Source organism: Chimaeribacter sp. YP20170169 (assembly GCF_056739715.1).
The window spans coordinates 2,726,486-2,745,378 of sequence record NZ_CP176824.1; the positions used below are offsets into that span (position 1 = coordinate 2,726,486).

The following is an 18,893-nucleotide window of genomic DNA, read 5'->3' on the forward strand; positions in this document are numbered from 1 at the left end:
GCTTAGACGTCCAGCAGCAGGCGAGCCGGATCTTCCAGCATCTCTTTGATGGTGACCAGGAAGCCCACGGACTCACGGCCATCAATCAGGCGGTGGTCATAAGAGAGCGCCAGGTACATCATCGGCAGAATCACCACCTGGCCGTTGACCGCCATCGGGCGATCCTTGATGGCGTGCATCCCGAGGATGGCGCTCTGCGGCGGGTTGATGATCGGGGTGGACATCAGTGAACCGAAGACGCCGCCGTTGGTGATGGTGAAGTTACCCCCGGTCAACTCTTCCACTTTCAGCTTGCCATCACGGCCTTTGACCGCCAGCTCCTTGATGCTCTTCTCGATGTCGGCCATGCCGAGGGTATCGATGTCACGCAGCACTGGGGTCACCAGACCGCGCGGCGTAGAGACGGCGATGCTAATGTCAAAGTAGTTGTGGTAGACCACGTCATCGCCATCGATGGAGGCGTTGACTTCCGGGAAGCGTTTCAGCGCTTCCACCACCGCTTTCAGGTAGAAGGACATGAAGCCCAGACGCACGCCGTGGCGCTTCTCGAAGGACTCGCCATACTGCTTGCGCAGGTCCATGATCGGCTTCATGTTGATTTCGTTGAAGGTGGTCAGCATCGCGGTGCTGTTTTTCGCTTCCAGCAGGCGTTCTGCCACACGCTTGCGCAGGCGGGTCATCGGCACGCGCTTCTCGCTGCGGCTGCCGAGCGCCGGGGCCGGCTCGCTGCTGCCCTTGGCGGTCTCTGGCGCGCGGGCGGCCGGTTGGTCAGACTTGGCCTTCGCCAGGTGCTGCTCCACGTCCTCACGCGTCAGGCGGCCACCAACACCGCTGCCCTTGATGGCAGAGGCGTCGAGGTTGTGCTCGGCGATCAGGCGGCGGATGGCCGGGCTGAGGGTGTCGTTGCTCTCCTCATCCAGGCTGGCGGTCTGGCGCTGGGCCGGGGTCGGCTCGTTGTTCTGCACCTTGTCTTCGCTCGGTTTGCCGCTGCTGTTGCCAGGGCGCAGGCGCGCCAGGATCTGGCGGGAGGTCACGGTCGCGCCCTCATCTTCCAGTACGCTGTCCAGAACGCCGGCTTCTACCGCCGGCACTTCCAGCACCACTTTATCGGTTTCGATTTCCACCAATACTTCATCACGCTCCACGCTGTCGCCCGGCTTTTTGTGCCAGGTGGCGACGGTGGCATCGGCGACCGATTCAGGCAGGTCAGGAACCAGAATATCTACGCTACTCATTATCTATCCTTATGTATTAATCAACGTTCAGCGCGTCATTGACCAGAGCTTGTTGCTGTTTCTGGTGAACGGACATGTAGCCCACTGCCGGAGAGGCAGAAGCCGCACGCCCGGCGTAACGTAAAGAAGCCCCGAAAGGAATCACTTCACGGAAGTTGTGCTGGCTGCAATACCAGGCACCCTGGTTCAGTGGCTCTTCCTGGCACCAGACGAAGTCATGCACGTGCGCGTACTGCTCCAGCACCGCCTGCATCGCCTGATGAGGGAACGGGTAGAGCTGCTCAATGCGGATAATCGCCACATTGGTCTGCTCATTTTTGCGGCGCTGTTCCAGCAGGTCGTAGTAGACCTTGCCAGAGCACATCACCACACGTTTAACCTGTTTTGGATCCAGCTCGTCAATCTCACCGATTGCTGGCTGGAAGCTGCCGTTCGCCAGCTCATCCAAGCTGGAGACCGCCAGCGGGTGGCGCAGCAGGGATTTTGGCGACATCACCACCAGCGGGCGACGCATACCGCGCAGCGCCTGACGGCGCAGCATGTGGTAGACCTGTGCCGGGGTCGACGGGATGCAGACCTGCATGTTCTGCTCAGCGCAGAGTTGCAGGTAGCGCTCCAGACGCGCGGAGGAGTGCTCCGGCCCCTGCCCTTCGTAGCCGTGTGGCAGCAGCATCACCAGCCCGCACATCCGGCCCCACTTCTGCTCGCCGGAGCTGATGAACTGGTCGATCACCACCTGCGCGCCGTTGGCGAAGTCACCGAACTGCGCTTCCCAGATGGTCAGGGTGCGCGGCTCTGCGGTGGCGTAGCCATATTCAAACGCCAGCACCGCTTCCTCAGAGAGCACGGAGTCCCACACGCGGAACACGCCCTGGCTGTTGTGGATGTGGTTCAGTGGCACGTAGACCGCGCCGTTGCGCTGGTTGTGGATCACCGCGTGGCGGTGGAAGAAGGTGCCACGGCCGCTGTCCTCGCCGGAGAGGCGCACGGGCACGCCCTCATCCACCAGCGTGGCATAGGCCAGGTTCTCCGCGCCGCCCCAGTCGAACAGCTTGTTGCCTTCGGCCATCTCTTTGCGGTCGTTGTAGATCTTGGCGACACGTGCCTGCACCTCCACCCCGTCCGGGATGGCGCTGATGCGGCGGGCCAGATCCTGCAAGCGCTTCATCTCCACCTTGTTCGGGTACGGCTCATCCCACTCGTGGTTGAGGTACGGCGACCAGGTAAAGGAGTGCATGTTCATCGGGCGCCACTCTTCCACCACGCAATCGCCGCGGTCGAGGGCATCCCGGTACAGGTTGATCATTTCCGTGGCATCTTCCAGGCTAGCCACCTGCGTCTCGCTCAGGCGGTCGGCATAGAGTTTGCGCGGCGTCGGATGCTTCTTGATCTTCGCGTACATCAGCGGCTGGGTCGCGCTCGGCTCATCGGCCTCGTTGTGGCCGTGGCGGCGGTAGCAGACCAGATCGATCATCACGTCGCGCTTGAAGGTGTTACGGAAATCCAACGCCAGACGGGTGACAAAGGCCACCGCTTCCGGATCGTCCGCGTTGACGTGGAAGATCGGTGCCTGCACCATCTTCGCGATGTCGGTGCAGTACTCGGTAGAGCGCGCATCCTGCGGGTTGGAGGTGGTGAAGCCCACCTGGTTGTTGATGACGATGCGTACGGTGCCGCCCACTTCGTAGCCGCGGGCTTGAGACATGTTCAACGTCTCCTGCACCACGCCCTGGCCGGCAATCGCCGCGTCACCGTGGATGGTGATCGGCAGCACCATGTTGCTGCGCGCCTCGTCGAGGCGGTCGCGGCGGGCGCGAACCGAGCCCATCACCACCGGGCTGACGATCTCCAGGTGCGACGGGTTGAACGCCAGCGCCAGGTGCACCATGCCGCCCTCAGTCTCGACGTCGGAGGAGAAGCCCATGTGGTACTTCACGTCACCGGTGCCGAGGTGCTCTTTGTGCTTGCCGGCGAACTCATCGAACAGCTCTTCGGTCTTCTTGCCGAGCACGTTGATCAGCACGTTCAGGCGGCCGCGGTGCGCCATGCCCAGCACCACTTCACGTGTGCCGTTCTTTCCGGCGTGGCGAATCATCTCTTTCAGCATCGTCACCAGCGAATCGCCACCCTCAAGGGAGAAGCGTTTCGCGCCAGGGAATTTCGCGCCCAGATAGCGCTCTAGCCCTTCGGCGGCCGTCAGCTCTTTCAGGAAGCGCTTCTTCTCTTCGCTGCTGAAGGAGGGCAGCCCCACCACCGACTCGATACGCTGCTGGATCCAGCGCTTCTCTTCGGTGTTGGTGATGTGCATGTACTCCGCGCCGACCGGGCCGCAGTAGGTCTGCTTCAGCGCCTTGTACAGCTCGCCGAGCTGCATGGTGTCCTTGCCGATGGCAAAGGAGCCGACGTTGAAGGTCTCCTGGAAATCCGCCTCGGAGAGGTTGTGGTAGGCCGGGTCCAGATCGGGCACCGTCTCGCGTTGCCACAGGCCGAGGGGATCAAGGTTGGCCTGCTGGTGGCCGCGGAAGCGGAAGGCGTTGATCAACTGCAACACTTTCACCTGCTTGGCGTCCGTGTCTGGATCATTGATTGCCGCGGAGTAACGGGAACTGTCTTTCGCCAGACGGCGGAAGTAGTCCCGGGTTTTCGAGTGGAGCTGATCGGGTTTTACACCCGCGGTGGGTAGCTGTTGGAAAATAGAACGCCAGCTATCTTCAACGGAGCCCGGATCGGTTAAGAAGTCTTCATAGAGCTGCTCTATGTAAGACTGGTTCGCGCCCGCCAGATAGGAGGAATCCAGCCAGGCCTTCATTGCGCCGTTCTGCATCATGATCCCTTAAGCTTTGAAGCTTTAGTTTTCGCCGTGGTTAACATACATCGTCGTGCCGTACAAACGGTGTGCCGTCATTACGGTTCATGCATTACGGGTGTGCGCTTACGGCGCTCCGGCCCGTAAAGGAACCTTTGGAAGCGGTCACGCGGGGGCCGCTTTCAAAGGTTTCCTGGCCTGAGTGTTGCACCGGGGGCCAGTTGGCCCCCGGCGCACGGGGATCAGGCGCCCCGTTGCAACAGCATGGACTTGATGTGCCCAATTGCCTTGGTCGGGTTCAGCCCTTTCGGGCAGACGCTGACGCAGTTCATGATACTGTGGCAGCGGAACACGCTGAAGGCATCGCTCAGGCCATCCAGACGCGACTGGGTTTCAGTGTCGCGGCTGTCGATCAGGAAGCGGTAGGCCGCCAGCAGCCCGGCCGGGCCGATGAACTTGTCCGGGTTCCACCAGAATGATGGGCAGGAGGTGGAGCAGCAGGCACAGAGAATACACTCGTACAGGCCATCCAACTTCTCCCGGTCTTCCGGCATCTGCAAATATTCACGCGCCGGCGGATTTTTCTGATCATTCAACAGGTAAGGCTTAATCTTCTCATACTGCTTATAGAATTGTCCCATGTCTACGACCAGATCGCGGATCACGGGCAATCCAGGCAGTGGACGGATCACTATCTTCTTGTTGCCGTTGCGCAGCGCCGACAGCGGCGTGATGCACGCCAGACCGTTTTTGCCATTCATGTTGAGGCCATCGGAGCCGCACACCCCTTCACGGCAGGAGCGGCGGAAGGTCAGCATCGCGTCCTGCTCCTTCAGCAGGATCAGCGCGTCCAGCAACATCATGTCGCGGCCCTCTTCGGCCTCCAGCACATAATCCTTCATGTACGGTGCATCATCGACATCAGGGTTGTAGCGGTAGATCGAGAATTCAATTTTCATCTAATACTCCTGTGCACCATGCGCCAACTAGTAAGTACGCGCTTTCGGCGGGAAGGCCGGGCGCAGTTTTGGCTGCATGTTCACTTCGCGACGGGTCATGCTTTCATTTTGCGGCTCATAGAGCGTATGGCACAGCCAGTTCTCATCATCCCGCTCCGGGTAGTCGAAGCGGCTATGCGCCCCGCGGCTCTCGGTACGGAAGTTGGCGGAGACCGCCGTGGAGAAGGCCGTCTCCATCAAGTTATCCAGCTCCAGACACTCGATGCGCTGGGTGTTGAACTCGGTGGAGGTGTCATCCAGACGGGCGTTTTTCAGGCGCTCACGGATCTCTTTCAGTTCGGCCAGTCCCTTCGCCATCGCGTCACCCTCACGGAAGACGGAGAAGTTATTCTGCATACAGGCTTGCAGCGCCTTGCGGATCTCCACCGGGTCTTCACCGGAGCGGGTATTGTTCCAGCGGTTGAGGCGGGTCAGCGAGGCCTCGATATCCGAGTCGCTGGCGTCGCGCAGCGTGCCCTGTTCCATCAGCGACTCTTGCAGGTGCATCCCGGCCGCACGGCCAAACACCACCAGGTCGAGCAGCGAGTTGCCGCCGAGGCGGTTGGCGCCGTGCACCGACACGCAGGCGATCTCGCCCACCGCGAACAGCCCCGGAATCACCTCATCCTCGCCCTTGGCGTTGAGGCGCAACGCCTGACCGCTCACCTTGGTCGGGATACCGCCCATCATGTAGTGGCAGGTTGGAATGACCGGAATCGGCTCTTTCACCGGGTCAACGTGGGCGAAGGTGCGGGACAGCTCAAGGATGCCCGGCAGGCGGGACTCCAGCACATCTTTGCCGAGGTGGTCGAGCTTCAGCTTGGCGTGCGGGCCCCACGGGCCATCGCAGCCGCGCCCTTCGCGGATCTCGATCATGATGGAGCGTGCCACCACGTCGCGGCCCGCCAAATCTTTGGCGTTCGGCGCGTAACGCTCCATGAAGCGCTCGCCATCCTTGTTCAGCAGGTAACCGCCCTCGCCGCGGCACCCTTCCGTTACCAGCACGCCCGCGCCAGCGATGCCGGTGGGGTGGAACTGCCACATCTCCATGTCCTGCACCGGCACACCGGCGCGCAGCGCCATGCCGACGCCGTCACCGGTGTTGATATGGGCGTTGGTGGTGGACTGGTAGATGCGGCCCGCGCCGCCGGTGGCCAGCACCGTGGCCTTCGCCTTGAAGTAGACCACTTCACCGGTTTCGATGCAGATGGCAGTACAGCCCAGCACGTCGCCATCCTGGTTCTTCACCAGATCCAGCGCGTACCACTCGGAGAAGATGGTGGTGCCATTCTTCAGGTTCTGTTGGTAGAGCGTATGCAGCAGCGCGTGGCCGGTACGGTCAGCCGCCGCCGCGGTGCGTGCCGCCTGCTCGCCGCCGAAGTTCTTCGACTGGCCGCCGAACGGGCGCTGGTAGACGCGGCCATCCTCCAGACGGGAGAACGGCAGGCCCATGTGCTCCAGCTCCAGAATCGCTTCCGGGCCGGTTTTGCACATATATTCGATGGCGTCCTGATCACCGATGTAGTCGGAACCCTTCACCGTGTCATACATATGCCACTCCCAGTTGTCCTCATGGCTGTTGCCGAGGGCCACGGTGATGCCGCCTTGGGCGGAGACCGTGTGGGAGCGGGTTGGGAAGACCTTGGACACCAGGGCACAGGAGAGGCCCATCTGTGAAATTTGTAGCGCCGCGCGCATACCTGCGCCGCCGGCACCGACGACCACTGCATCAAACTCTCTGACTGGCAGTTTCATTTACACTCCCCACACCACGATGGTTCCATAGATTAAGTACACAAACAGCAGCAGGACGATGGCCAGCTGGATCGTCAGGCGCAACGCCAACGGCTTGATATAGTCCGTCAGCACCTGCCACATGCCGATCCAGGTGTGAACCAGGGTCGAGAGCAGCGTCAGCAGGGTGAACACTTTCGTGGTGGAAGAGGCAAAGAAATCATGCCAGACGGCATAGGTGAGTGGCGGGGCGATGAGGAAAAAGCCCACGATATAGATGATATACAAGGTGATGACGATGGACGAGGCCCGGATTAGAAGCCAGTCGTGCACGCCATTGCGCCCTAATGCTGAAACATTGCTTACCATACCCAAACTCCAGCCAGAATTGACAGCACGACGGTGACCACCATAGCCACTTGGGCTGTGCGGGTACCGGCGGCCAGACTCTCTTCGATCATGCCAAAATCCATCATCAGGTGGCGGATGCCCGCGCAGGTGTGGTAGGCAAGTGCAGTCAGGATGCCCCAAAATATGAATTTAACGAACCCACTATTCATAATGGCAGCGGCCTGCGCAAACCCTTCCGGAGAGGAGAGGGAGATGCCCAGAAGCCACAGGAGGATACCGACCGCTACGAAGCTGATTACGCCAGAGACTCGGTGTAAAATTGACGCTATCGCAGCAACAGGAAACCGGATCGTTTGCAGATCCAGATTGACAGGTCTTTGTTTTTTCACGGATTAGCCCACACAGCTCTTATTATTTTCCTTCCTCCGGCCTGGGTGGGGATCAGACAGCGTTAAGAGCCTTGGCCCTTCACGTCACGCGCTCAAACATCAACGTCCACTGTGCTTAAACGGCGCGGTCTTATTAACGCTGGGTGCTCCTACTTCAGGGTGTTCCGGAGACCTGGCGGCAGTATAGGCTGTTCACATTATTATTACAATTCCCACACAAATGCTTTGGTCACATTTGACCAAAACAGTGATCTGGGTCATAGATTTCACAAATGATACAAATTTAATTATGTAGTTTGACATTAGATCAACATTTCCATTACATATAGGCAAGCAATCTCCCCTATGACCTGAGGCTTATCAGATGGCTCTTCCCTGGTCGCCTAAGTTATGCAACAGTGTATTAACGGAACACGTGCCATTTGTGATGACAATTGAAAGGCTCGCACAGGGCTTAGCACACCGCACGTTGAGCGATGTCGTAGGGTGAGGCGTTCTATCACCCCGAGATTACTGAGTCGTTAACAACCAGGAACACAGCTTGTCAGCCCTCTACTGGTCAGCCACAGTGTCCGGTCTTCCGGGCTGGGCTGCATGCCATGAACGCTGTACCCCTCCCCATTTACAGCCGCTCATGCACCGACAGGCATCCGGTATTCCCGGAGAATGGGCCTCGGTTGTAACAGATTTTAATAATAAGGCGCTAAGGAGACAGTAAAATGGCTGACAAGAAAGCGACACTGACCCGCGAGGGGAGTGATCCGATTGAACTGGATGTCCTAACCGGTACCCTCGGTCAGGATGAACTTGACGTCCGTAGCCTGGGTTCCAAAGGGTTGTTCACGTTCGATCCGGGTTTCACCTCGACCGCATCCTGCGAATCAAAGATCACCTATATCGACGGCGATGAGGGCATCCTGCTGCATCGCGGTTTCCCGATCGACCAGTTGGCGCAAGAGTCCAACTACCTGGAAGTGTGCTACATCCTGCTGTACGGTGAAGCGCCGACCAAAGCACAGTTTGATGAGTTCCGCACCACCGTGACGCGCCACACCATGGTGCATGAGCAGATCACCCGCCTGTTCCACGGCTTCCGCCGTGACTCCCACCCGATGGCGGTGCTGTGCGGCGTGACCGGTGCGCTGGCAGCCTTCTACCATGACTCGATTGACGTGGAAAATGAGCGCCACCGCGAGATTGCCGCTTTCCGCCTGCTGTCGAAAATGCCGACCGTGGCGGCAATGTGCTACAAGTACTCGATCGGCCAGCCTTTCGTCTATCCGCGCAACGACCTCTCCTATGCTGGCAACTTCCTGCATATGATGTTCGCTACCCCGTGCGAAGAGTATAAGGTGAACCCGGTGCTGGAGCGCGCCATGGACCGCATCCTGATTTTGCACGCCGACCATGAGCAGAACGCGTCTACCTCCACCGTGCGTACCGCCGGCTCAAGCGGCGCGAACCCGTTCGCGTGTATCGCCGCGGGCATCGCCTCACTGTGGGGGCCGGCACACGGCGGCGCCAACGAGGCCTGCCTGAAGATGCTGGAAGAGATCAACACCGTGGAGCACATCCCGGAGTTCCTGCGCCGCGCCAAGGACAAGAACGACTCGTTCCGCCTGATGGGCTTTGGCCACCGGGTCTACAAAAACTATGACCCGCGCGCCACCGTCATGCGCGAAACCTGCCACGAAGTGCTGAACGAGCTGAACATGAAGGACGACCTGCTGGAAGTCGCCATGGAGCTGGAGCACATCGCGCTGAACGACCCCTACTTCATTGAGCGCAAGCTCTACCCGAACGTCGACTTCTACTCCGGCATTATCCTGAAGGCGATGCGCATTCCCTCCTCCATGTTTACCGTGATCTTCGCGATGGCCCGCACCATCGGCTGGATCGCCCACTGGAACGAGATGCACCAGGATGGCATCAAGATCGCCCGTCCGCGCCAGCTCTACACTGGCTACGACCAGCGCGACTTCAAGAGCCAGATTAAGGGCTAAGCCTTTACTGACTCGATGCCCACCGGGAGACTCAGGTCTCCCGGTTTTTTTATGCCTGCGACGTCGTAAATAATAGAAGGGATAAATAATTAATCCCGAGATGCATATATTTAATTAATTAATCTCAAACATTCACAAAAAAAATATTTCCCGTAACCCAAGGCCATTCAAACAGTAATCCTTTCCGGTTTTACGCTGGCGCGAAAATAGTTGAAATCGCCCGGCCCAGCCCCTATTTTCCGTGCCTCGCACCCACTTTCGCCTATTTAATAGCCGACAGATTTGTCTACGTATTGGAAAATATGAAAAACCGCCCGCTCCGTTACCGTAAAACGCTGCTCGCCACCCTACTCTATGGGCTGGCTCCCCTGCCCGACGCACTGGCCGGTGACCTCGGCCCGCTGACCATTGAAGATGGCAAGGCGCACCGCATGAGCCAGTCCAGCATCAACAGCCAAGCATTTGACCAACCGGCGATTATCCTGCGCCAGCACGGCAGCTCCCTGTTGCTCACCGACAGCACGGTTACCACGGGGGGCGACTATGGTGTTGGCATCAAACTCTCAGACCTCACCAGCCTGGAGCTGGTCAACAGCCAGATCACCACCAGCGGGCGTGAGGCGGATGGCATTAACATGCTCAATGCCGCCATGCTGATGGAACAAAGTGAAATAACCATTAACGGCAATGCCAGTGGCCTTAACCTGATGGGAAATAGCCATGTTTCGGTTAAAAACAGCGTTATTTCCAGCGCCCAACGCGAAGGCATCAAATTAAGTGACAGCAGCACCCTGCTCCTGAATGACAGCCAGATTAAGGTGCTGGGAAAAACCGGCAAGGGGCTGGTGGCGACCGGCGACAATCCCGACGCGCCCTCATACTTTAGTGCCGATCACCTTCATGTTGAGGTGAGCGGCGCACAGGCGCAGGGCATTGTGCTGGAGGGGGCGACAGAGGGCCGGCTGGTTGACAGCACCGTGGCAATGCAGGCGGGTACCAGCGCGCTGTCGCTGCGCAACGGCGCTGTCCTCACCGCCGAACGCCTAACGGTAGAGGTGGACAACCGCGCGGCCGGCGATACACCGGTAATGGAGCTGGTGGATATCACCGGTGCGGATGTGGTGCTCAATCAGGCGACCTTCCACGCCGAGACCCAAGGCACGCTGGATGTGTTCGACGTCGCTGGCAGCAGCAGCCGTGCCGGCTCGCTGACGCTCAATGACGCCCACGTCAGCGTCACCAACAGCCGCACCACCCTCTCCACCCCCAGCTACCTGTTCTATGTCGGTAGCGGCGGTGAGGTGGAAGTCAACGGCGGCGAGTTCAGCATCAGTGGGCCGCTCGGCTATGGCGTCTGGCTCACCCAGCCTGACGCGCAGATGACCGCCACCGGCATGAGCCTCTCCACCGACGGGCTACAGGGCCACGGCATCGACAACCGCGGCGTGATGCAGCTGACAGAGAGCCGCGTCACCACCACCGGGGCCTTCTCCCACGCCCTCTACACAGAGGGGCAGACCACCGGCGAAAACCTGACGCTGGCGGCGTTGGGCGGCAACGGGGCGGCGGTGGCTGTCGCGCGCGGCGGTGACGCCACGCTGACGGGGGTCGAGGCCCGCGCCGAGGGAAACAACAGCAACCTGCTGCTCAATTTCGGCCACAGCCGCATTGAGGCCACCGGCCTGACCGGCAGTGCCAGCGGCAACGCGGCCGCCGCCATCAGGACTTACGCCTATGGCGACACTGCCCTGACCCACAGCCAGCTCCGCGCCAGCGGTCAGGACGCCACCGGCATCCTCCAGCAGAACAGCGCACCGGGCGACGGCATCACCAGCCAGATCACCCTCGACAACAGCCAGATCAGCAGTGAGTCCCACGCCATCACCTCACAGGGCGGCGGGCTAAATCTCGCCCTTACCCACGGCAGCCAGCTTGCCAGTGACAGCGGCGTGCTGCTTGATGCCACCGCGCTGCCCGCCACGACAAGTGGCAATATACCCACTAACGACGCCATCCTCCTGAGCGCCAGCGACAATTCGCAACTCCTCGGCGAGATTAAAAGCGACGGGGCCAGCGCGATTAGCGTCGATCTACGCGACGGCTCACTCTGGCAAGGCAGCAGCCTGAGCGCCCCGACGCTGGCGGTTGACGCCACCAGTGTCTGGCAGGTCACGGGCGATAGCCAGCTCAACGCGTTGACGCTCCATGGCACCCTGGATTTTACGCCGCACAGTACCGGCTTCACCACGGTGAACATTGACGACGACCTGACCGGCGGCGGGACGCTGGTGATGAACAGCGCACTGGGTGGCAACGCCTCGCCCAGTGATCGCCTGCGGGTCGGCGGCGACATGCGCGGCGACTACCAGCTCTACGTCCACAACAGCGGCGGCGCGGGCGGGCTGACGCAGGGTGACGGCATCCTGCTGCTGGAGGTGGATGGGCAGAGTGAGGGCAGCGTGACGCTCGGCCAGCGGGTGGCGGTCGATGCCTATGAGTACCTGCTCTATCAGGGCGGCGAGCAGGATGCCAACGACTGGTTCCTGCGCTCCAGCCTTGACGATGAGCCAGTGCCGGATGATGGGGGCGAACCGGTGCCGGATGATGGCGACGAGCCGCAGCCGTTGCCGCCAGACGAGATCCCATGGCGCGAAGAGGTGCCGAGCTATATCGCCGCGCCGCTGCTCAACCAGCACTACGCCTTTGATGCGCTCGGCACCTACCACCAGCGCACCGGCGGCGACGTAGCGCACCTCGACGGGAGCTGGCTACGGGTGTTTGACCAGCAGCAGCGCTGGGATGCCGGTCGCTTTGGCTATGACAGCGAAACCCGCTACGTGCAGTTCGGCAACGATCTCTATGAGCAGCGGGATGAGAGCCAGACCACCCGCGCCGGTTGGGTGGTCACGCTGGGCAGCCAGCGCACGGACGCCGAAGACCGCCAGCGGGCGCTCAACCCGGCACTCTCCATCGCCACTGGCCGCCTCGACAGCACCATCTACAGCGCCGGCGGCTACTACACCCGGCAGGCGACGGACGGCAGTTATCTCGATGTGATTGGCCAGTTCAACAGCTACCGCAATGACTACTTCAGCGCCAGCCACGCCGCGCAGCATGGGCTGGGCGCGGCTCTCTCCGCCGAGGCTGGGCGGCCATTCGCGCTCGGTGGTGACTGGGCGCTGGAGCCACAACTCCAGCTGAAGTACCAGTACCTGCACCTGGATGCCTTCCACGATGAGATTAGCGATGTTTCAGGCGTCGCCAACCATAGCGGCGAGGCACGGGCCGGGCTGCGCCTGGCGCGTGACGCCGGGGGCCTTCCGCCCCTACCTGACGCTGGACGCCACCACGCTGATCGGCAATGAACCGCCGGTACGCGTCGGGTCGCAGACCCTGCGGGCCGAGTTCAGCAATAGCAGCTGGCAGGCGGGCCTCGGCGCGGCCGCCACCCTGCGCCCCAACCTCTCCGCCTATGGCGAGCTGCGCTACCAGCGCGCCTTTGATGGGGATATGGACGGGTACGCCGGGACGCTCGGGATCAAGGCGACCTTCTGACCGCCACTAGCGCTGGCAGGTAGGGCACCAGTAGAAGGGGCGCGAGGAGAGCGTGGTCTTCTCGACCGTGCCGCCGCAGCGCTCGCAGGGCTTGCCCGCGCGCCCAAATACCCGGAAGCGGAACAGCGCGCCGTGGTGTTTATCCTCCTTCACCCGGCCGCGCGTGGCGTAGGAGAGGCGGGCGATGGAGAGCACCGCCTCGGCCAGCGCCTCACGCTGCACCTCGCTCAAATCTTGCGGCTTGTGGTGGGGGGCAAGCTGCGCCTGCCAGAGGATTTCAGCGCGCAGGTAGTTGCCCAGCCCGGCGATAAAGGATTGGTCAAGCAGCGTGCCGGCCAGCTGGCGGCGGCGGAAAGCCGGCGACATCAGCCGTTCGCGCACCATGTCAGGCGTCAGCGCGCTGTCCAGCACATCCGGGCCGATGCGCACCAGGAAGGGGTGCTGCTCAATCTCCTCCGTCATCCACAGCGAAATGTCCGAGGCGCTCAGCAGCAGCGCCGCCTTATCCGCGGTCTCCAGCCGCACCCGCAGCGAGCGCTTGCCAGCCGGGGCCTCACCCGGCTTCATCACCCGCCAGACGCCATACAGCTGGTTATGGCTATAGAGCGTCATGCCGTTGGAGAAGTGGGTCAGCAGCGCCTTGCCGCGCGTCTCAAACCGAATGACATGGGTGCCGATCAGTTCTGACTGGTAGGGTTGCAGGTGGGGAAAGGCAAACCAGACCTCGGTCAGCGGCTTCCCGGCGATGGCTTTCTCAATTTTATCGGCGGCACGTCGAATCTCCGGGCCTTCAGGCATGGGCACAACTCCTTGGCAGCTAAAGAGAGGCACGCCGCAGCGTGCCTGTTAACGCCTTGAAGTATAGCGCAAAATCAGTGGGTCGCGCCGCCACTCACCAGCAGGTCACGTTCGGTGCTCAGCGCAATGGCGATGGTCAGCTCCAGCGCGGTCAGCACCGTGGAGGCCGCCATGCTGGGCGCGCCCGGATGGTGGGCCGCCTGCTCCGGCAGGTAAGGAATGTGGATGAAGCCGCCCTTGATGCGCGAGTTGCCGCGGCTGTGCAGGTGGTGCAGCAGGCCGTACATCACGTGGTTGCAGACGTAGGTGCCAGCGCTCTGCGACACCGCCGCCGGGATGCCCGCCTCACGCAGGCCGGTGACGATCGCCTTAATGGGTAGCAGCGAGAAGTAGGCGGCCGGGCCGCCCGGCACCACCGGTTCATCCACCGGCTGCTGGCCCTGATTGTCCGGGATGCGCGCGTCATCGACGTTGATCGCCACCCGCTCAAGGCTGATCTCCGCCCGCCCACCGGCCTGGCCCACCGCCAGCACCAGCCGCGGCTGCGTCTCCTCAATCGCCGCGTGCAGCGCCTCCAGCGCATGGTGGAATACGCAGGGCAGTTGACGCGCCACAATGTGCGCCCTGCCTAACTCCATATCGTGCAGCCGCCTCACCACCTCCCACGAGGGGTTGAGGCGCTCGCCGCCAAAGGGTTCAAACCCTGTTACCAGTACCGTTTGCATCCTCTTCTCCCCCGGTTTTGTCGCCCCTTGGGCGGCCTTATGATCAGCATAGCCAGTGGCCTATAAAAACATCAAAAAGTAGAGCAGGAAAATGTTAACCAGCAACAGTGCCAGCCCGGTGGGGATCTGCGCCTTGATCACCGCGTTGCGATCCGGCAGCTCCAGCAGCGCCGCCGGCACCAGGTTGAAGTTGGCGGCCATCGGCGTCATCAGGGTGCCGCAGTAGCCGGAGAACATACCGATCGCCGCCATCACCGCCGGGTTGCCGCCCTGTTGCAGCACCAGAATCGGGATGCCAACGCCCGCCGTGACAATCGGGAAGGCAGCGAAGGCGTTGCCCATAATCATCGTCAGCAGCGCCATGCCAATGGCGTAGACCGCCACCGCCACCAGCCGGTGGTCAACCGCCAAGTAGGTCTGCGTCAGGTCAGCGATGGCGCTGCCGACGCCAGCGGCAGTGAACAGCAGCCCCAGCGTCGCCAGCAGCTGCGGCAGGATGAATGCCCAGCCGATGGCGTCCAGCAACCGGCGTGCCTCCTGCACCGATTGCAACGCCGAGTCGCGCGTCATCACCAGCGCAATGCCCAGCCCAATCAGGCAGCCCACCAGCATGGAGAAGAGCGTCACCAGCGCCGGCGGGCTACCGGTGCCGAACACCGCGCCCGCCAGCCCAGGAATGTTGTTGAAGGCCAGCACGCCGAGCACCGTCACCACCGGGATCGCCAGCGCCGGCAGGAACAGCCGGTTGCCGAGGCGGGCCGCGCTCTCGCTGCGCGCTCGCTCACTGCGCTGGGAGTAGCTGCCGAGCCGCACGCCGCCGCAGCCAGCGATCAGCGCCATCACCACCACCAGCACGCCCACCAGAATGTGCAGGCCGCGGGTGCCGTCGCCACCGGTTATCTGCCCCACCCACTCCGCCGCCCAGTCGCCGAGCAGGAAGATCAGCCCATACAATCCCCAGAACAGGCCGGTAAAGAGGCGGCGGGGGTTGGCGCGATCGCGCAGCGAGAGCAGCGCCACCAGCAACAGCAGGATGCCCGCCAGCGTATAGAGATATTGTTGCTGGAACATCAGTGGCCCCCTTTGCGCGTCAGCGCGGCGTCATTGAGCGCCGCCAGCTCCCGCTTGAGTTGGCGATCCATCCGGTTAAGGCGGAAGGCGTGGATCAGGAAGGCGGCAACCGCCGTCGGGATGCCCCACAGCGCGATGTGCAGCGGCTCCGTCTGGATGCCCGCCGACTCCTGCATAAAGTTGTGCATGAAGATGATGGCCCCGAAGGCCACAAAAATATCCTCACCGAAAAACAGCCCGATGTTGTCGGTGGCGGCGGCCATCGCGCGCAGGCGGTGGCGGGTCGCCTCTGGCAGGTGGCCGTCACGGGCGGCCGCGCCCTCAGTCATTGGGGCCAGCATCGGCCGCACCATCTGCGGGTGGCCGCCCAAACTGGTCAGCCCCAGCGCGGCGGTCAACTCACGCGCCAGCAGGTAGACGGTCAGCAGGCGGCCAGCGGTGGCGCTGTGGATGGTGGCGATAAACGCCTGCGCCCGCTCCTTCAGACCGTGGCGCTCCAGCAACCCAATCACCACCAGCGGCAGCAGCAGGATCAGCGGCAGCGTGCGGGTGTTGAGGAAGCCGCTGCCCAGTTTCTCCAGAATGTCCATGACCGGCATGGCGGCCGCCAGCCCGGTGACGATGCCAGCGACCATCACCACCAGCACCGCGTTAAAGCGCAATACAAACCCCACCACAATCACGGCAATGCCGATCAGCGGCCACATATTCACAGCCTGTTGCATATTCCCTGCTCCCAGATAAAAACGCCGGGCGCGGCCCGGCGTGTGATGCGTGATGCCGCACAGGGCGGCGGTGTGATCAGGCGGCGCGCACCGCAATCTGCCGGTCGGCGAAGCTGCGGCGTAGCAGCCGGGCGAAGGCCAGCGCGTGCGCGCCGTCGCCATGCAGGCAGACGGTATCGGCGCGCACCGGCACCGTCTGGCCGTCGCGGCTGATGACCTGCCCGTGCTGAACCATATGCAGGGTCTGTGCCAGCGCCTGCTCGTCGCTCTCAATCAATGCATCTGGCTGGCTGCGCGGCACCAGCGAACCATCGGATTGGTAACGGCGGTCAGCAAACACCTCCTCGCGCGTCGCCAGCCCCAGCCGCTGCCCGGCGCGGATCAGCTCGCTGCCCGCTAGCCCCACCAGCCGCAGCTGGCTGTCCACCGCCTGCACCGCGCGGGCGATCGCCTCCGCCAGCGCTGGCTCCTTGGCCGCTTGGTTGTAGAGCATACCGTGTGGCTTGACGTGAACCAGCTCGCCGCCCTCGGCGCGGGCAATCGCCGCCAGCGCGCCCACCTGATAGAGTACCTGCGCATAGACCGTCTCCGGCGGCAGCTGCATCGCCGTGCGGCCAAAGTTCTCCCGATCTGGGAAGCTGGGATGTGCGCCGATGGCGACGCCAAACTCGCGCGCCCAGCGCACCGACTGCACCATGGTTTGCGCGTCACCCGCATGGAAGCCACAGGCGATGTTTGCGGAGCTCACCAGTTGCAGCAGCTCGCGGTCGTTGGCGCACCCTTCGCCCAAATCGGCGTTCAAATCAACGTTCATGTAACCCCCACTGCACCTGTTGCAGGAAGCGCGCCTGCTCGGCCTGCGCCTGATGCGCCTGCTCCAGCGTGCACTTGATAAAGTGAATCGGCTCGCCCAGCCGGATCTGCGCCAGATGATAGAGATCTGCCTCAATGATGCAGGCGATGCGCGGGTAGCCGCCGGTGGTCTGGGCATCCGCCAGCAGCACAATCGGCTGGCCGTTGCCCGGCACCTGCACCACGCCCGGCAGCAGGCCGTGGGAGAGCATCTCGCGGTCGGTGGTGCGCTCCAGCGCGTGACCATGCAGCCGGTAGCCCATGCGGTTGCTCTGCGGGCTGATCTGCCACGCCGTGCGCCAGAAGGACGCCCGCGCTGCCGGGCTGAACTCCAAATACTCCGGCCCCGGCACCGCCCGCACGCGGTTGTTGAACAGCAGCTGCTTGATGCCGGTCGGGCGGCGCGGCAAGTGATGCAGCGTGCCGAGCGGCAACAGGTCATCATCCCGCAGCGCGCGCCCCTGATGGCCGCCGATGCCCGCCTTGACGTCGGTGCTGCGCGACCCCAATACTTCTGGCACATCAAAGCCGCCAGAGACAGCCAGATAGCTGCGCATCCCGCGCTTGGGCATCTTCAGCACCAGCCGCTGCCCCGGCTTCACCCGGTAGCGCCAGCCGGTCCAGAGTTTTTCGCCATCCAGTTCAGCGTCACAGCCCGCGCCCGTCAGGGCGATCCAATCCTCACGCAAAAATTCGGCGCAGAACTGGCCGAGGGTGATCTCCAGTGCCGCCGTCAGCGGCGCGTTGCCGACCAGCAGGTTCGCCAGTTGCAGCGCCGGGAGATCCAGCGCGCCCGTCTGGCTGATGCCTAGCGCCCGGAAACCGTGGCGGCCCTGATCCTGAACGGTGGTCAGCATCCCGGCACGAACAATTTTCAGCATACGCCCTCCTTCTGCGGCACAAAGCGCACGCTGTCGCCCGGCTGCAACAGCGTGGGCGGTTGCTGCTCCGGCATGAACAAACGGCTCGGCGTGCGGCCAATCAACTGCCAGCCGCCGGGCGAGGCCAGCGGGTAGATGCCGGTCTGCTCACCGGCGATGCCCACCGAGCCAGCCGGCACCTGTAGGCGCGGCTCGCCGTGGCGCGGGGTGGCAAGCTGTGGCGGCATCCCGCCCAGATAGGAGAAGCCCGGCAGGAAGCCGAGGAAATAGACGATATAGTGGGCCGAGGCGTGCGCCTCCACCACCTGTTGCGGCGTCAGCCCGGTGTGGCGCGCCACCCCCGCCAGATCGGGGCCATCCGCGCCGCCATAGATCACCGGGATCTCCACCTGGCGCGCCTCCGGCACCAGTGACTCACTCTCCTCCCACCAGCGTTGCAGCCGCTCGATGGCGTCCAGCGCCACCGCCTGCGGCTCGGCCAGCAGGATGGTCAGGTTATTCATGCCCGGAATGGCTTCCCGCACTTCCGGCCGCTCGCGTAGGCGCGCCGTCAGCCCCCAGATGCGCTGCTGGCTCAACAGCGAAATCGGCGGCTCCAGCTCCAGAACGACCGCGCGCTCCCCCAACAGATAACAACGTGCTCGCTGCACTGGCCACCCCTTAGATAAAGAATATTTATCAATCAAAACATGCATATTTATGCTGCAACTATTGGTGCGCTGTCAACCTGTTACGTGGCAGCGGCCTCACGCCCTTACACACCTGCTAGT

General features: G+C 62.4%; 16 protein-coding genes. 3 read left to right on the plus strand and 13 right to left on the minus strand.

The features are described from left to right. Nucleotides 1–2: 2 nt before the first annotated feature. The 6 genes from odhB to sdhC all read right to left on the minus strand — a co-directional run bounded on the left by odhB (nt 3) and on the right by sdhC (nt 7,513). Complete coding sequence (gene odhB / locus ACK3SD_RS12395) at nt 3–1,235, minus strand: 2-oxoglutarate dehydrogenase complex dihydrolipoyllysine-residue succinyltransferase (protein WP_481125684.1); 1,233 nt, start codon at nt 1,233–1,235, stop codon at nt 3–5. A gap of 16 nt (nt 1,236–1,251) precedes the next feature. Beyond that, a complete protein-coding gene (sucA, locus tag ACK3SD_RS12400) occupies nt 1,252–4,059 on the minus strand; it encodes a 2-oxoglutarate dehydrogenase E1 component (RefSeq protein ID WP_481125685.1) in 2,808 nt (935 codons plus the stop codon). Between the two features lie 224 nt (nt 4,060–4,283). Further along, nucleotides 4,284–5,000, minus strand: a complete 717-nt coding sequence (locus ACK3SD_RS12405) for a succinate dehydrogenase iron-sulfur subunit (protein WP_481125686.1) — start codon at nt 4,998–5,000, stop codon at nt 4,284–4,286. Between the two features lie 27 nt (nt 5,001–5,027). Continuing rightward, on the minus strand, nt 5,028–6,794 hold the full coding sequence (sdhA, locus tag ACK3SD_RS12410; RefSeq protein WP_137763846.1) for a succinate dehydrogenase flavoprotein subunit: 1,767 nt from the start codon (nt 6,792–6,794) through the stop codon (nt 5,028–5,030). Continuing rightward, nucleotides 6,795–7,142 (minus strand): succinate dehydrogenase membrane anchor subunit, encoded by a 348-nt coding sequence (gene sdhD / locus ACK3SD_RS12415; RefSeq protein ID WP_137763847.1) that lies wholly within the window; start codon nt 7,140–7,142, stop codon nt 6,795–6,797. It abuts the gene before it with no gap. After that, nucleotides 7,136–7,513 carry a succinate dehydrogenase cytochrome b556 subunit gene (gene sdhC, locus ACK3SD_RS12420; RefSeq protein ID WP_137763848.1) on the minus strand — a complete coding sequence of 126 codons (378 nt, stop codon included), beginning with the start codon at nt 7,511–7,513 and terminating at the stop codon, nt 7,136–7,138. The genes sdhD and sdhC overlap by 7 nt, the downstream gene beginning before the upstream one ends. A gap of 719 nt (nt 7,514–8,232) precedes the next feature. Here sdhC and ACK3SD_RS12425 point away from each other — a divergent pair. The 3 genes from ACK3SD_RS12425 to ACK3SD_RS12435 all read left to right on the plus strand — a co-directional run bounded on the left by ACK3SD_RS12425 (nt 8,233) and on the right by ACK3SD_RS12435 (nt 13,071). Beyond that, nucleotides 8,233–9,516 carry a citrate synthase gene (locus tag ACK3SD_RS12425; protein ID WP_481125687.1) on the plus strand — a complete coding sequence of 428 codons (1,284 nt, stop codon included), beginning with the start codon at nt 8,233–8,235 and terminating at the stop codon, nt 9,514–9,516. Between the two features lie 302 nt (nt 9,517–9,818). After that, nucleotides 9,819–12,881 carry an autotransporter outer membrane beta-barrel domain-containing protein gene (locus tag ACK3SD_RS12430; RefSeq protein ID WP_481125688.1) on the plus strand — a complete coding sequence of 1,021 codons (3,063 nt, stop codon included), beginning with the start codon at nt 9,819–9,821 and terminating at the stop codon, nt 12,879–12,881. Beyond that, complete coding sequence (locus ACK3SD_RS12435) at nt 12,820–13,071, plus strand: autotransporter outer membrane beta-barrel domain-containing protein (RefSeq protein ID WP_481125689.1); 252 nt, start codon at nt 12,820–12,822, stop codon at nt 13,069–13,071. Before ACK3SD_RS12430 ends, ACK3SD_RS12435 begins: the two co-directional genes overlap by 62 nt. Before the next feature lie 6 nt (nt 13,072–13,077). On the opposite strand, the gene nei is transcribed toward ACK3SD_RS12435, so the two are convergent. The 7 genes from nei to pxpB form a co-directional block, all read right to left on the minus strand. Next, nucleotides 13,078–13,869 carry an endonuclease VIII gene (nei, locus tag ACK3SD_RS12440; protein ID WP_481125690.1) on the minus strand — a complete coding sequence of 264 codons (792 nt, stop codon included), beginning with the start codon at nt 13,867–13,869 and terminating at the stop codon, nt 13,078–13,080. Between the two features lie 74 nt (nt 13,870–13,943). Continuing rightward, complete coding sequence (pcp, locus tag ACK3SD_RS12445; RefSeq protein WP_137763851.1) at nt 13,944–14,594, minus strand: pyroglutamyl-peptidase I; 651 nt, start codon at nt 14,592–14,594, stop codon at nt 13,944–13,946. 60 nt (nt 14,595–14,654) lie between these two features. After that, nucleotides 14,655–15,668 carry a DUF979 domain-containing protein gene (locus tag ACK3SD_RS12450; protein WP_481127551.1) on the minus strand — a complete coding sequence of 338 codons (1,014 nt, stop codon included), beginning with the start codon at nt 15,666–15,668 and terminating at the stop codon, nt 14,655–14,657. Next, nucleotides 15,665–16,390 carry a DUF969 domain-containing protein gene (locus tag ACK3SD_RS12455; protein ID WP_481125691.1) on the minus strand — a complete coding sequence of 242 codons (726 nt, stop codon included), beginning with the start codon at nt 16,388–16,390 and terminating at the stop codon, nt 15,665–15,667. The genes ACK3SD_RS12450 and ACK3SD_RS12455 overlap by 4 nt, the downstream gene beginning before the upstream one ends. A 76-nt stretch (nt 16,391–16,466) precedes the next feature. Continuing rightward, nucleotides 16,467–17,204 carry a 5-oxoprolinase subunit PxpA gene (gene pxpA / locus ACK3SD_RS12460; RefSeq protein WP_481125692.1) on the minus strand — a complete coding sequence of 246 codons (738 nt, stop codon included), beginning with the start codon at nt 17,202–17,204 and terminating at the stop codon, nt 16,467–16,469. Next, nucleotides 17,194–18,123, minus strand: coding sequence for a 5-oxoprolinase subunit PxpC (pxpC, locus tag ACK3SD_RS12465; RefSeq protein WP_481125693.1), 930 nt, complete (start codon nt 18,121–18,123; stop codon nt 17,194–17,196). The genes pxpA and pxpC overlap by 11 nt, the downstream gene beginning before the upstream one ends. Then, nucleotides 18,117–18,773: a 5-oxoprolinase subunit PxpB gene (gene pxpB, locus ACK3SD_RS12470; RefSeq protein WP_481125694.1), complete on the minus strand. Its 657-nt coding sequence runs from the start codon at nt 18,771–18,773 to the stop codon at nt 18,117–18,119. Before pxpB ends, pxpC begins: the two co-directional genes overlap by 7 nt. Between the last annotated feature and the right edge of the window lie 120 nt (nt 18,774–18,893).

Bases quoted from the DNA above. Each gene is read 5' to 3' on its own strand.
- odhB (WP_481125684.1), bottom strand. From the start codon at position 1,235: ATGAGTAGCGTAGATATTCTGGTTCCTGACCTGCCTGAATCGGTCGCC.
- sucA (WP_481125685.1), bottom strand. From the start codon at position 4,059: ATGCAGAACGGCGCAATGAAGGCCTGGCTGGATTCCTCCTATCTGGCG.
- ACK3SD_RS12405 (WP_481125686.1), bottom strand. From the start codon at position 5,000: ATGAAAATTGAATTCTCGATCTACCGCTACAACCCTGATGTCGATGAT.
- sdhA (WP_137763846.1), bottom strand. From the start codon at position 6,794: ATGAAACTGCCAGTCAGAGAGTTTGATGCAGTGGTCGTCGGTGCCGGC.
- sdhD (WP_137763847.1), bottom strand. From the start codon at position 7,142: ATGGTAAGCAATGTTTCAGCATTAGGGCGCAATGGCGTGCACGACTGG.
- ACK3SD_RS12425 (WP_481125687.1), top strand. From the start codon at position 8,233: ATGGCTGACAAGAAAGCGACACTGACCCGCGAGGGGAGTGATCCGATT.
- ACK3SD_RS12430 (WP_481125688.1), top strand. From the start codon at position 9,819: ATGAAAAACCGCCCGCTCCGTTACCGTAAAACGCTGCTCGCCACCCTA.
- nei (WP_481125690.1), bottom strand. From the start codon at position 13,869: ATGCCTGAAGGCCCGGAGATTCGACGTGCCGCCGATAAAATTGAGAAA.
- pcp (WP_137763851.1), bottom strand. From the start codon at position 14,594: ATGCAAACGGTACTGGTAACAGGGTTTGAACCCTTTGGCGGCGAGCGC.
- ACK3SD_RS12455 (WP_481125691.1), bottom strand. From the start codon at position 16,390: ATGCAACAGGCTGTGAATATGTGGCCGCTGATCGGCATTGCCGTGATT.
- pxpA (WP_481125692.1), bottom strand. From the start codon at position 17,204: ATGAACGTTGATTTGAACGCCGATTTGGGCGAAGGGTGCGCCAACGAC.
- pxpC (WP_481125693.1), bottom strand. From the start codon at position 18,123: ATGCTGAAAATTGTTCGTGCCGGGATGCTGACCACCGTTCAGGATCAG.